The organism is Psychrobacter phenylpyruvicus DSM 7000 = NBRC 102152 (genome assembly GCF_000685805.1).
Lineage (GTDB): Bacteria > Pseudomonadota > Gammaproteobacteria > Pseudomonadales > Moraxellaceae > Psychrobacter > Psychrobacter phenylpyruvicus.
In genome coordinates this window covers 1-14472 of record NZ_JMKP01000014.1, presented here as the reverse complement: position 1 = coordinate 14472, position 14472 = coordinate 1, and the positions used below count along the sequence as shown (strand labels likewise).

General features: G+C 40.3%; 10 protein-coding genes and 1 tRNA gene. 7 read left to right on the top strand and 4 right to left on the bottom strand.

The annotated features are described in order from the left end of the window. The first annotated feature begins 29 nt into the window (after positions 1-29). Positions 30-626, top strand: coding sequence for a cob(I)yrinic acid a,c-diamide adenosyltransferase (locus tag G561_RS0107075; RefSeq protein ID WP_028858910.1), 597 nt, complete (start codon positions 30-32; stop codon positions 624-626). 191 nt (positions 627-817) lie between these two features. Here G561_RS0107075 and G561_RS0107070 read toward each other — a convergent pair whose 3' ends face one another. After that, the gene (locus G561_RS0107070; RefSeq protein ID WP_028858909.1) at positions 818-1768 is read right to left on the bottom strand and encodes a hypothetical protein; all 951 of its coding nucleotides are present in this window, start codon (positions 1766-1768) and stop codon (positions 818-820) included. Positions 1769-2164: 396 nt separating this feature from the next. On the opposite strand from G561_RS0107070, the gene G561_RS0107065 reads away from it, so the two are divergent. The 4 genes from G561_RS0107065 (at position 2165) to G561_RS0107050 (ending at position 9241) form a co-directional block, all read left to right on the top strand. Continuing rightward, positions 2165-3070, top strand: coding sequence for a glycerophosphodiester phosphodiesterase (locus G561_RS0107065; RefSeq protein ID WP_162165205.1), 906 nt, complete (start codon positions 2165-2167; stop codon positions 3068-3070). Positions 3071-3579: 509 nt separating this feature from the next. Then, positions 3580-4770, top strand: coding sequence for an acyl-CoA desaturase (locus G561_RS0107060; RefSeq protein WP_028858907.1), 1191 nt, complete (start codon positions 3580-3582; stop codon positions 4768-4770). A 298-nt stretch (positions 4771-5068) separates the two neighbouring features. Continuing rightward, the gene (locus tag G561_RS0107055; protein WP_028858906.1) at positions 5069-6628 is read left to right on the top strand and encodes a protein adenylyltransferase SelO; all 1560 of its coding nucleotides are present in this window, start codon (positions 5069-5071) and stop codon (positions 6626-6628) included. Between the two features lie 273 nt (positions 6629-6901). Further along, positions 6902-9241, top strand: a complete 2340-nt coding sequence (locus tag G561_RS0107050) for an NADP-dependent malic enzyme (RefSeq protein WP_028858905.1) — start codon at positions 6902-6904, stop codon at positions 9239-9241. 153 nt (positions 9242-9394) lie between these two features. Here the strand turns inward: G561_RS0107050 and G561_RS0107045 are convergent, their stop codons facing one another. Beyond that, positions 9395-10045 carry a BLUF domain-containing protein gene (locus G561_RS0107045; RefSeq protein ID WP_028858904.1) on the bottom strand — a complete coding sequence of 217 codons (651 nt, stop codon included), beginning with the start codon at positions 10043-10045 and terminating at the stop codon, positions 9395-9397. A gap of 275 nt (positions 10046-10320) precedes the next feature. Between G561_RS0107045 and G561_RS14210 the strand changes: the two genes are divergently transcribed. Both G561_RS14210 and G561_RS0107035 read left to right on the top strand, forming a co-directional pair. Then, positions 10321-11580 (top strand): tRNA nucleotidyltransferase/poly(A) polymerase-related protein, encoded by a 1260-nt coding sequence (locus tag G561_RS14210; protein ID WP_037031926.1) that lies wholly within the window; start codon positions 10321-10323, stop codon positions 11578-11580. Positions 11581-11676: 96 nt separating this feature from the next. Next, a tRNA-Ile gene (locus G561_RS0107035) sits at positions 11677-11753 on the top strand. 765 nt (positions 11754-12518) lie between these two features. On the opposite strand, the gene G561_RS0107025 is transcribed toward G561_RS0107035, so the two are convergent. Beyond that, a complete protein-coding gene (locus tag G561_RS0107025; RefSeq protein ID WP_028858902.1) occupies positions 12519-13406 on the bottom strand; it encodes an alpha/beta fold hydrolase in 888 nt (295 codons plus the stop codon). Positions 13407-13412: 6 nt separating this feature from the next. After that, positions 13413-14180 carry a class II aldolase/adducin family protein gene (locus G561_RS0107020; RefSeq protein WP_028858901.1) on the bottom strand — a complete coding sequence of 256 codons (768 nt, stop codon included), beginning with the start codon at positions 14178-14180 and terminating at the stop codon, positions 13413-13415. Positions 14181-14472 lie beyond the last annotated feature (292 nt).

Below are 14472 nucleotides of genomic sequence, written 5' to 3'. Positions count from 1 at the left end.
AACCTCTTAAATTTAATGGAGCTCCCCTTATGGGCCATCGATTAACCAAAATTTACACCCGCACTGGAGATGATGGGACCACCGGTATGGCAGATGGTAGTCGTGTCAGTAAAGCAGATGCCCTCTTCGTGGTGATGGGTGATGTTGACGAATTAAATGCCCATATCGGCATGATCTTGGCACAGATATCAGCTCTAGCTGCCGACAAATCTCAAAAATTTGCTGCGATATCTGACAGCTTAAGCACCGTTCAACATTTATTATTCAATATCGGTGGTGAACTTGCTATGCCCGAATATAAAGGCATTACTGAGAGTCATATTAGCTGGCTTGAGTCTGAAATTGATACCTTTAACCAAGATTTACCTGCCCTAAAGGACTTCATCTTACCAGCAGGCTCTGCCTTAGTGAGTCAAGTTCATATCGCTCGCACTGTCTGCCGTCGTGCTGAACGTCAAGCGGTTAACCTATATCAAATTAACGATCAAGCCATTAGCAAAAGTGCACTTAAACTATTAAACCGCCTATCAGACTGGCTGTTTGTTCTATCAAGATATTGCGCCAAAGTTGAAGGCTCAAAAGAGGTATTATGGAATAAAGCCATCCTGGATAAATTTGATAGCTAACCTTGTCCTATAAACTATTTATAAGAACTCGACGACTTACTTAGCTAGATAACTTACTAACAGCTGATAACGGTTAGCAATAAAAAAAGGTCCAACACAGTTTGTTGGACCTTTTTTTGTGAGCTTACTAATAGGCTACTATCTCAGAAGTTTACTTACCTTAAGGGTATAGCCCTTAGTAAGTGCCTTCTTTAGTAAGTACCTTCTTCTTCGATGATGACCATTTCAATATTCTCATCTTTCGGAGCGTTCAGCTTTTTTGGGGCTTCAACTGGCTTAGTAGCGGTTTGGTTTGTGCCCTCAGCAGCAGGCTCAACAGGTTTAGCAGCTGGCTTTTGTTGAGCTTCAGGTTGTGCTTCAGATTTACGTGCAGGCTGAGTTTGATCCACAGGGGCTCTTTGCTTTTGCTCTGGCTCAGGACGAACGCGAGGCTGCGTAGGTTGGCTTGGCTCAGCTGGTAAAGCCGGAGCGGGTCTTGGATTTTTGGTAACTGGAGCCGCACGACGCGCATCGATAACAGCTTGGTACTGAGACTTAGCAATAATGTCTGACGCTGCCATCAAGATAGCAGGCTGACCCACAACTCGGGCAATAGACTGACCGCCTTGCATGCCTACCACATAGCTAAAGTTATCGCTAACCAGCATGTTGTTGTTCAACACAATGCCTTCAGAGCGTAATAATTCAGCCAAAGTGCGGTCTTCCACCTGAGTGTATACTCGATTGGCACGACTCACATCTTGGTTTGGTAAAGTTAAGCTTAGGCTAGCACTACAGGTGACCATACCTTGGGCATTAGCTGGCTGCATCACTCTTGGATTTGCAACATCAATCAATACTGAACCCACCGCATTGTTGACATTGGTCAAACTTAAGCTTTCACCATTGCTCTCGGCATAAGCATTAAATAGTCTTTGTGATTGAGTCCCTAAAGTAGACTGCACAGTTTGTGTCAACTGAGTTAAGGCAACTTGATCATCACACTGCACCGCTGGTTCAGTCGTGACTACTTCAACTTTAGCCTCATCTGATTTATCAGTAGGCTCCTCTTTTTTGCTACAACCCACAGCGGTTAATCCGCATAGCAACATCACCCCTACCAAACTTGTAGGACGAGAAACACGATCAAAACTTAACTTCATTATAACCTCTTATAAAACCCGCTTCGCTTTGGCTATCGCACGGCAACCCATATTTTTAAAAAGAAATGATAGGTTTTTTTAAAAATACGTCCTAAAAACTGTTAGCCCTTATTGTTACGTATTATACGCCAAAGCATAAATATTTGTTAATTCATATTAAAGTTATTGCATTCTAATGAAGTCTTATCATAATTTATATCTATACTTTGTAAAGTAGATTAATTAACCGCTATTCATCCTGCCTATTATCTGCCATTATTTAGACATACTGCCCTTATTTAGATATAGAATTTAATTTAGCTAACGTCCTCAAACAACCCTCTTATACCCATATTTTTTGCTTTATGCAGCTTAATGATTTTGATTTATCTAAAAGAAACTTTTTACAGAGACTTTATGACTTCGTTGATCTCTTTACTCGACACTCACAATTGCTACCTAGTTGGTCATAGGGGCGCTCGTGGTGAGCAATTAGAAAACAGTAAAGCCGGCTTTGTCTATACTCAGCAACTAAGTCAGCTTTCAACTAACACTTGGCAAAAAAACAAACTGGCGGGTATAGAGTTCGATGTGCAGTTAACTTTCGACGGCAAGTTAGTGGTATTCCATGACGATACAATGCTTAGGCTATTTGGTCATCAAGCTAGAGTCGACCAATTAACAGCTGACCAAATACGGTGTGTCAGTCGCTGTGCAAGCACCGATCAAAGCGAGTCCATTCTACTGCTACAACAGATGCCAGAATATCTTAAAGATTACAGCCACATTGAACTAGAGGTTAAAACTTGCGACCGCACTAACTATCAACAACTGATTCAATCATTAAAGCAGTGCTTAGTTGATCCACAGCTTTATAACCTGCCTTTTACCTTAACCAGCTTCGATATTCATTTGCTGCAGAGGCTACAAGCAGATACTGTACTTAGCCAATTTAAACGAGGCTTATTGGTTGAGCCTGCCTGCCCGCAGCTAACCCTTAAGCTTATGTCAAATCCAGCTTTCAATGACTCTGAACACCTCCCTGCCACTAAGGACCGCATAACCACAAATGATATTAAAAATGCCGTAATGAGCACTAAGCAGCCTTTTGCCAATACGGTGCAAATTGCTTTACGATTAGGCTGCTCCTCTATTGGGCTATTTTATCCTCTATTTGATTCAAACTTTATGGCTCAATGTCGAAGATATGGCCTTGCTACCACCGCTTGGACTGTTAATGATATTGACTCTGCCAAACAGCTTACCAAGCTTGGGGTTAACTACCTTATTACAGACTACCCTGCCACTTTTTTATATGCCTAAATAACGGCTTAAAAAGCCAATTCAAACCCTACCAGTCCAGCAATAACAGGACCGTTTCTAATTTTGTTTCCACCCTATTAATTAACTGTTATATAAAAGTAAAAATCAGCGAAAATCTGACTTTCTCCACAATAATTTAGTGCATAAGTGTTCACTTTAATATTTATTTAAGGTATTCTACTTATATCAACATTTCCCAAACTTATCTCAGTAAGGATACTTTAGTAATGCAAATAAGAAATGGAAGTCTTTTGTCTTCCTTGCGTGCTGTCGGACGAAAATCTGTACATAACGCCCACAAAGCGGTTCAATCCAGCAAAAAAGTGGCGGAGGCACTGACTCGTTTGCCCTTAGTTCAACTGATTAATAAACAGCTAAACTCTGATAGCTCTATCTCTCCAGCTACTTCTATAAAGACTGTTAAAGATGAGCGTCAAAAAATAAAAGGCTTATCTACCAATCCAGTTAGTATCACTGTGGAAGATTCATTAACTGTTGAAGAACAGCAGCTGGCCAAAGAGCTTGCTTTTAAGCGTGCTCCAATTAACTGGATCCCAGCCGCAGTTCTCGTCGCCACGCCGATTGCTGCAGCACTGATTACCCCTTGGTATTTAGCCACCCACAAGGTCAGCGCTCCAGTATGGTTAACGTTTGGTGCGGTTGGTGTTTGGACCGGCTTGAGCATTACCGCCGGCTATCATAGATTGATGTCACACCGCGCTTATAAGGCGCATCCTGCAGTACGTAACTTTTTCTTAGTGGGCGCCACACTTGCGGTGCAAGGCTCTGCATTTGATTGGTGTTCTGGACACAGAACTCACCATAGACATGTTGATGACCCTATGGATGATCCTTATTCAGCCAAACGCGGTTTTTGGTTTAGTCATATTGGTTGGATGTTAAAGAACTATCCTAGCGGTAACTTTGATTACAAGAATATCCCTGATCTTACCAAAGACAAAGTCCTTCAAATTCAGCACAAATATTATGGGGCTTGGGTAGTCGTTGCTAATGTAGGTTTAATAGGGGCTATCGGTTGGTTAATCGGTGATGTGTGGGGTACTTTATTATTAGCCGGTTTGGTACGTTTGGTGATTAATCACCACTTTACCTTCTTTATCAACTCGTTATGTCACATGATTGGTACGCGTCCTTATACTGATACCAATACCGCCAGAGACAACTTCTTATTGGCGATTCCGACATGGGGTGAGGGTTATCACAACTACCATCATTTCTTCCAATACGATTATCGTAATGGGGTTAAATGGTGGCAATATGACCCAACCAAATGGTTAATTGCAGCTTTAGAAAAAGTGGGGCTAGCCTCCGACCTGCGTACAGTAGACGATGCGACCATCAAGCATGCTGAAGTGAATATGATGTTTAAACGCGCCCAAAATAAAATTGCAAAATTCAGTGATGAGCAAGGGCTAATTACTGACAGCAACTTATCGCGTAGTCTGCAAAACTTTAGTGACCGTGTTCATTTTGAATACCAGCTATTTAATGAAACCGTTAAAGAGTGGCAAGCCCTTAAAGCAAAAGCCATTCAACTGAAAAAAACTGAATTTGCTGAGCGCTTACATGAAGTGGATGAGGCGCTAAAAGATCAATACCAGATGATTGAAAAGCGTATTCTAAAACACAATCATAATCTTAAGCAGGCATTTAAAGAGATAAGCTTTAAAACCGCTTAAGCTAAGCTGTGAACCAAAACTTAAATAATCCGCATAATCCTCGTAACAATAACGCTAAGTTTTCTCCACCCCCTACCTCTGGTCAGGGGGATTTTTTTATTTACCTGTCTTGACTATCTAGCTAATACTTAACTACCTAGGTTATGTTCTCTAGGTAATACTCTCAGTAACAACCTTTGTAACAACATTGAAGCCACAATGGTTTATCCTACTATTTGATACAATCTATCACTCAAAAACACCATGCTAAATTTGAATATGACTAATTTCACTCCTTAAAATAAAAAAAGCCAAAATCATGAATTATCAAAACAGTTATGCCACATTAGATCCTCGTCTTTACAACCTACAGCCTCCTGCTGCACTGAGCAACCCAAGAGCGGGACACTTCAATCCAATTGTCGCTAAACGCTTAGGCTGGGACCAAGATCCGGATTTAATGCAAAATTGGGTGCAAATATTATCAGGTCAATATGTGCCTGAAGGATTTGAGCCTTTAGCCATGGCTTATGCAGGTCATCAGTTTGGACAATGGGCCGGACAATTAGGGGATGGTCGTGGGCTATTAATGGCACAAGTTATTGATAACGAAGGCGAGTTAATAGACCTGCATTTAAAAGGAGCTGGTCTAACGCCTTACTCTAGAATGGGCGATGGTCGTGCCGTATTACGAAGTACCATCCGAGAGTATCTATGTGGTCATGCCATGTCCTGTCTGGGTATTCGCTCCTCAAGCTCTTTAGGGTTCGTCACCTCTGATACCCCAGTAAGACGTGAAACTGTAGAGCAAGGTGCGGCACTTATGCGCGTCGCAGACACTCACATTCGCTTAGGTCACGTCGAGTGGATTGCCAGCTTCGCTCCCGATTTATTGCCAAGTTTTACCCGATACATGATAGAAACTTACTATCCTGAACTCACTACTTCACAGACTCCTGTCGCCGACTTTATCACTGCAGTAGTAACTGCCACCGCTACCATGATCGCAGATTGGCAACTGATTGGCTTTGCTCATGGGGTGATGAATACCGATAACCTATCTATTACCGGGACCACTTTAGATTATGGTCCGTTTGGCTTCTTAGAAAGGTTTGATCCTGCTTGGATTAATAATCACTCAGATTATTCAGGCCGCTATGCTTATCAAAACCAGCCCGCCATTGGTCACTGGAACTTAAATGTGTGGATGATGCACTTCATGCAATTATCTGGCAAAGCTTTGTTTAATGACAAAAAAGAAACCATTAGCCGCGAAGTCTTGGCCCAGTGTCTTGCCAAATATGAATCAAGCTTTATGGGTCACTATCAGCAAGGTATCTGCAAAAAACTAGGCTTGCCTTGGGGCAGTTTAGATAATAGTACCGCGACCACTGAAACTGTAACTGCGGTAACTGAAACTATTAACAATACCTTAAAATTAGCCTTTGAGCTTCTTGAATTTATGGAATCCAATAAGCTGGATTACACCAATAGCTTTAGGGCCTTAGTGACGATCATTGATAGCGCTAGTAACCCTTATGAAGCCGAGCTACTACAAGCAATAGACGCTGAACTGGACAATGAGCAGCAAGCGGTTTGGAGTCAGTGGCAGCAGCGCTACTTGACTCATATTGATAATATAAGCGCCAACAGATCTAAGGTTGTTCAATGCCTCAAAGATACCAATCCCGTTTATGTGCTGCGTAATAGTATGGCGCAGCGTGCCATTACTAAGGCTGAATCGGGTGATTTTACTGAGGTAGATAGAGTGTTCCAAATATTAACCACGCCTTACAAGCAGCATGAACAAGCAAAATCTGAGGACACGGCTATTCCTGACAAAGACGCCAAACCATTGGTTATCAGCTGTTCATCATAATTATTTTTGGCTTTACCAAATATTTTTCATACAAAATACTAGGTTCAAAGCCTGTAATACAAGCTATATGTGCTCTGAATCTGTATAATCACAGTATTACTGACGCAATAGACAAATCTAAACATTGCACACGTCATTAATAACGTTAAAATATTAAGTGACTAAAGCCCCTAAAATTAGTGCCATAAAGTGCTAATATATCGGGGTAAAATGCCACAATTTTGAGTCTCCCGTTTGCGGATTTCCTTTTTCTAAAGATAATTGGTCTTAAACATGAGCGATAATACTTCTAATCCAAACTCCACTGAAATCAATGACATCAATGCGATGAATAAAGAGCAATTTGAGCAGTCCGCGCTGCACTATCACGAGCATCCCATCCCAGGTAAAATATCTGTTACTCCAACTAAGCAAATTGCTAACCAACACGATTTAGCGCTAGCTTATTCTCCAGGTGTCGCCGTTCCTTGTCTAGAAATTCAAAGAGACCCAAAGCTTGCAGCAAAATATACTGCCCGTAATAACTTGGTAGGTGTTATCACCAACGGTACCGCTGTATTAGGCTTAGGCGACATTGGCCCCTTAGCTTCAAAGCCAGTTATGGAAGGTAAAGGCGTTCTTTTCAAAAGATTCGCGGGTATTGATGTATTCGATATCGAAGTTGCTCAAAACGATCCTGATAAGTTCATTGAAGCGGTGGCTTCTCTTGAGCCAACCTTTGGGGGTATTAACTTAGAAGATATTAAGGCCCCAGAATGTTTCAAAATCGAACGCGAATTACGTGAGCGCATGAACATTCCTGTGTTCCATGATGACCAGCATGGTACCTCAATCATTGTTGGTGCTGCTTTAATTAACGCTCTACAATTAATCGATAAAAAAATTGAAGACATCAAAGTAGTTTGTTCTGGTGCAGGTGCAGCGGCTATCTCTTGTTTAGACTTGATTTGTGCCTTAGGTGTAAAAAAATCTAATATCATCGTATCAGACTCACGCGGTATCATCTCTACCAAACGTGAAAACTTAGACGAAAGCAAGCAGCGCTATGCTCGTGATACTGAAGCCACCTCTCTCACTGAAGTGATGGATGATGTGGATATGTTCCTAGGCCTATCAATGCCAGGTATCCTAACTCCAGATATGATCACTCGTATGGCGCGTGACCCAATTATCTTTGCATTAGCCAACCCTACTCCTGAGATTATGCCAGAGCTTGCTCACGCGGTGCGTGACGACGTCATCATGGCAACCGGTCGCTCAGACTATCCAAACCAAGTTAACAACGCTCTATGTTTCCCTTACATTTTCCGTGGTGCTCTAGATGTGGGCGCAACCATGGTAAACGAAGAGATGAAGATTGCTTGTGTACACGCTATTGCAGCGATGGCACACGTAGAAGCTACGCCTCTACAAGGTCAAAAATATGTAGATACCAGCAAGAGCTTCGGTAGAGAGTACTTAATCCCTGGACCGCTAGAGCCAAACCTAATTATTGAAATTGCTCCTGCGGTAGCCAAAGCGGCTATGGATACCGGTGTCGCCACTTTACCTATCGAAGATTTTGCTGCTTATCGTCAAAAGCTTTCAGCATTCGTATACAACTCAGCCTTCGTTATGAAGCCTCTGTTTGCTCGTGCTAAAGAAGATCCTAAGCGTATTGTCTTCTGTGAAGGTGAAGATCCAGATGTATTACGTGCGGTACAAGTAGTAGTGGATGAAGGCTTAGCTAAGCCGATCTTAGTGGGTCGTCCAAGTATTATTGAGTCACAAATCAATGCTTTAAGCCTACGTCTTAAAACTGGTGATAACATCGAAATTGTTAACCAAGATAATGATCCACGCTACAAAGATTACTGGCAGTCTTACTACGAGAAGAATAAGCGTAAAGGCGTAAGTGTTGAGCTTGCCCGTCGTGATGTGCGTCGTAAGACCACTTTAATCGGCTCGTTATTAGTCGAAAAAGGCGATGCAGATGGTATGATCTGTGGTACCTTCAGCTACTACAACTTGCACTTAAACTACGTTGAGAGAGTAATTGATAAGTTAGAAGGGGTTAAGCACTTCTACTCGATGAACGCTGTATTAATGCAAAACCGCAATCTATTTATTGCTGATACTTATATCCATGAAGACCCAACTGCAGAACAACTGGCTGAAATGACGGTATTGGCCGTAAATCAGATGCGCCGTTTCGGTATTACCCCTCGCGTTGCCCTACTTTCACACTCAAACTTCGGTACTTCAAATCGTGATAGTGCGATTAAAATGCGTAAAGTATATGAGCTATTGACTGAAATGGACGTAGACTTTGAATTTGATGGTGAAATGCATGGCGATGCGGCCTTAGATGACCGTATTCGTACTCAAGACTTCCCACACAGTGTGTTGAATGGTCCAGCTAACTTATTGATTATGCCAACACTAGATGCGGCAAACATTGCCTTTAACTTATTGAAAACTGCTACTGGCAGTGCGTCTATCGGTCCAATCTTATTGGGTGCAAGCAAACCTGTTCATATCTTAACCCCATCAGCTACCGCGCGTCGTATCGTAAACATGACCGCTTTAGCAGTAACTGAGGCTCAAGATATCGAAGCTCAAAAAGCCGAGTAATAGCTAGATCAATAGAATTTATTTATCACTCCATAAAAAAGCCAGCGTTATGCTGGCTTTTTTTTGTATTTAGAATTATTGTCTCTATTATTAGCTCTATCGGGCAGCTGAACTATACTGACATCATATACTCGTCAGCTATTGCCATTTAGGCTAAATAATAGCATTCATCTTTAATACAGCTAACAACACAGTCACCACCAACACCAATAAAAAAGCATGCAATAGGTTTGAGTCCAACAGCAGGGCTACCTGTGTATTTGGGTCTTGCACTACGTTGTAGCTTTTTTGCTGTGCTTCATAGCTTTGATCAACATCATCAAATTTCTGCATGGTCTCTAAAAAATGCTCCAAAAACCATTCTGACCATTTAAGAGGCTTAAAAGGCAAAAACTTTATTAGCTCCGGAGATTGAGCTTGAAGTGAGTCTTTAGACCACAGTCTGTTATCTAAATTTAAGCTCCGCATGCGCCAATCATCGAAACTATAGCTATCAATAGGCTTTAACAATATGACTCTAAGTTTTTTATGCCTTTTGTCCTTAAAGATTCTATCCATTAATGGTAATAAAGCCCCTTTGGTGCCCTCTAAGCACTGCAAAAAGTACTTCTGATTATTGCAAAGCATACCTTTAATATTATTTTGTCGATTGTAGTCTTCTGCATGACTGCGAATATGCTCGAACAGCGAGGGATCTAGTTTGCTTTTTTTGTTAATATTACTGACATAGACAAGTCTAATTAAGGCGTCATCCTCAAAATCACTCAATGCTTGTGTTAAGTGGTTATAACTTGCAATAATCATTCCATAGAACTCCGCTATGAGTCACTAGGCAAGAGTTGTAAACTCTAGCTTGGCGATAGTGATTGGGTGAAATAAAACGCAGATAAATAACTTTATTGAAACCATACCAATGTAGTTAAATCACTAAAAAGTTAGGCATTATAATCAATTCTACAGCTTGATGTTTAAGATTTTATTGACTATAGCGGATATTTGAACACTGTGGATTTAAGGTACACCGTACTCTAATTTTATTGGTAAACTTCACAATTATAAATAACAAATTAAGGAATACTATGCAGGTTTATATTGTTGGTGGCGCAGTGCGTGATAAGCTGCTTAATCGAGCTTACACGGACAAAGACTTCGTGGTAGTAGGTGCTACGCCTGAGCAAATGCTGCAAGCAGGCTTTATACAAGTGGGTGAAGATTTCCCAGTATTTTTGCATCCTAAAAGTAAAGAAGAGTATGCCTTGGCCCGTACTGAACGCAAATCAGGCAAAGGCTATAAAGGCTTTGAGGTATACGCCTCGCCTGAAGTGACTATCGAAGAAGATTTATTACGCCGAGATTTGACAATCAATGCTATGGCAATAGAAGTCAAAGGATTAATGGATGACACCCCTATTACTGGAGAAGTTATTGACCCATATAACGGCCAACAAGATATCAAAGACAAAGTCTTGCGCCACGTCTCTGAAGCCTTTAGCGAAGATCCACTGAGGGTATTAAGAATTGCTCGCTTCTATGGCCGATTTTATGACCCTAATATTGAACACAACTTTATTATTGCTCCTGAGACCATTGCCTTGATTGGGGACATAAATGACAGTAACGAGCTCAAGCATTTAACCGCAGAGCGGGTATGGCAAGAAACCAGTCGGGCTTTATTGCAAAACTCACCTCAAGCCTATATCGACTGTTTGATGAATGTCGGCTCCCTACCCTATGTCATGCCTAATTTGGCTGAAGTATTGACCAATACGGCTGTTAAGGACTTGGTATTTAACGCTTTGCAGGTAGCGGGACAGCAGAACTTAAATTTAGCTCAGCGCTGGGCTATTTTGATGCTGGCCTTCTCGGCAGAAGCTATGCCCCAACTGACAAGCTCAGCTCAGTTAGAAGAAAATATTGATACTCATACCACTAGTATTAAAACTCAAAACTTCAATACTAAAAACTTGGAGAGTTGCCAGTATTGGCTTGATCAATCCAAAGCTTTGGCTCAATTATTAAAAGTACCTAAGAAAATTGCTCAGTTTACTCAGACCTATATCACTTGCTTTGCGTATTTTACTCACTACGCGCAGCTTAGCGCAGAGGATATAGCCAAGCTTATTACTATAACTAAAGCAGATAAAAGCGAGGTTGAATTTGGTGAGCTATTACAAGTGCATAAGGTGGTCGAGCTAAGCTATCAACAGCTACAATTTAACCAGTATGTCCAAGCATTTAACAGAATTAGCATTAATGATGTCGATGAGGGCTTAAAAGGTAGTGCTATTGGTGAGGCGATACATCAAGCTAGAGTGCAGGCTATTGCTGAAATAAAATAAAAAAAACTGGCAAATATTAGCGAGTTACGCTTGCAAATTTATAAATTTCAGGTATTATAATGCGTCTAATGAAGCTAGTTAAACAGCTTGTTATTAGGGCCCATAGCTCAGTTGGTTAGAGCAGAGGACTCATAATCCTTTGGTCGCTGGTTCGAGTCCAGCTGGGCCCACCAAATTCAAACCCTTACAACTAAACGGTTGTAGGGGTTTTTTAATGTCTGTAATAAAGTAGCAATCGCTTACTTATCATGCTGGTATATACGCAGTGTATACTCTGGATAAAAAATAACATTAAACTGACGCAGTAATCAATGTTAGTCATTACTTGTAAGCAATTCATAAAAGTAAAGCTGTAGAATCCTAGCCTATTGATTCTTTAAATAAAACGAAGATCAAACACACACCTAGTTAATTTCTCGCTACTAACATTTTAAGTAAGCTCATCACTAATCTTGGTATAAATGAGATACAACTCCATAATTTTGAAAAACTAAAGTTTTTAATACTCTTTGGATTATACGACGCAGGGTGTAGTAATATCGAGCATAGGTCATACAATAAAATAGCAACTTTATTTTCATGGTAAGATTTGGTTTTCTTGATTATTTCCCCGTGCTCCAAACATTCAACAACTCCATTTAAACGTCTATTATCAGCTTTTAGCTCACAGATTCGACTTAGACCTCTGAAAATTGATTTCACGTTTTTTATTAACATTAAAATTCCTAAAATAGTCGAGGTCTGAACGTTATTCCATAATTAATCTGTGTTAAAATTTGGTATCAGTTAGCTGAAATCGCAAGCTACTAGAACTATATCCTGCTGTCTTGTACTCAAGTAAAGAAGCACTAGTTGACTACTTGATATATTCTATTACTTACTTATTTAATAAAATCAAGTTTATTCTCTTAAGTGATATTGCTAATAAAGGTTAGTATTCAACGAATAGTTTTTCTAAATTGCAGATACACTTCACAAATAGCTTCAGCATCTTCAATCTGTGGATAATGTCCCAGTTTTGGCATTTCTGTGACATCGGCATTGGGAATTAGTTCGCGATAACGATTGACCATATGCTGACCTGAAATAGGATCTTGAGTGCCATTAATCAACTTAACGGGAACATTACTGTTAATAATTGCCCCTACCCAACGTTCACGATGTTGATTTCGTTGAGGAATATAATTTATTAATTTATGCATCACTGCTGAACCGTTGTTATGATTCAGTAGCTGCCATAATGTATCAACTACTTCATAAGTTGGTTGTGTGTCTGGTCCAAAAATGCGCTGTAAATTTTTTTCAAATCTCTGCTTATTAGTCAATTTTGAAACTAAAACTCCTAATGGTGATAACAGTAATTTTTGAATTAATAATGGTCTATGTGTTTCAGGAAATAAACCGCCATTTAAAAAACAGACACTATCAATGCGCGGCCTATCCTGGTCGGCACTATTATTAACGGTGACCTGTCTTGCCAGCATCTCTTGAGCTACTGTATCTCCATAATCGTGAGCCAGAATATGATAGTGGCTAATATTTAGCTTCTTCAAGTAACTATGAAAAATGTCGGCTTGCTCAGTAATAAGGTAACGTGCGTTTTTGGGTTTAGCTGATAAGCCAAAACCTAACATATCAAGTGTGATAACGTAATAACACTGAGTCAAAGCCTTCCACATGCCCTCCCAATCCCAACTTGCGCTAGGATAGCCATGAATTAATAATAATACAGAGGAATTTTTATCACCACCTTGACGCGTGAATATTTGCTGATTGTTAATAGTTTCGAACTGTCCTTGCTCCTTCCATTCACTCAGAGTAATCATTTACTATTACTCCTCAAATGAAGGATCTATACGACGTAATTTTCTTAATAAAGCGGGCCAGGCAATCTCACCATTAGCCTCTTTAGTAACTTCTTTTGATGCCGCTTGAATACCTGCTAAGATTTGCGGTGATATATTTATTAAGGCATTACCGCCGCTTTGTGCTTTTACTTGCACTTCACACGCTTTCTGCATTATATACATAAATAAGAATGCATCAGCAACGGTACTTGCGCAAGTTAGCAAGCCATGATTACGTAGAATCATAAAGTTAGCGTCACCCAAGTCAGCGACTAGGCGTACCTTCTCTTCAGGGTTTAAAGCCACTCCTTCATAGTCATGATAGGCTAAGTTAGACAACGGGAACAGTGATTGCTGTGAAATAGGCAATAAGCCCTGCAGTTGAGTGGAGACGGCAACACCATCACTAGTGTGTAGATGAATAACGCAATGAGCATCACTGCGAGCTTCATGGACAGCACTATGAATGGTGAATCCTGCTGGATTTATGTCGTAATTTGAGGGTAGTATCTTTTCGCCGGATTGATTAACCTTAACAAGGCTTGATGCAGTAATCTCTTCAAATAGTAAACCATATGGGTTGATTAGGAACTCATCTTCGGTACCTGGAACTCGGGCCGAGATATGAGTAAATACTAAATCATCCCAACCATATAGCGCGATAAGCCTATAACAAGCTGCAAGATTGACTCTCATCTGCCATTCTTGTTGAGTTACATTTCCTTTTACATTTAATACAGTATCATCTTCCATGATGTCATCTATCCCTATCTTAAGTGTTATTAATACTTCCAATGTAATAAAGCCAATAGTCTTTAATCTATGCTTCCTATATATAGATTATACATAACAGCCTGCCTTAAATCATTTTTAGATATCACCTTATTAAAATAAGACCAGAAAATAGATAATTGAATAGATTTACTTGTATTACTAATATATAAAACATTTGATGTATGCTGAAAAAACCGTAGACAAAAACTTGGTAAACTAAAGAAGACAAATAGGAGTTTACCATGACTAAGAAAGTTAAGAGATACAGTGA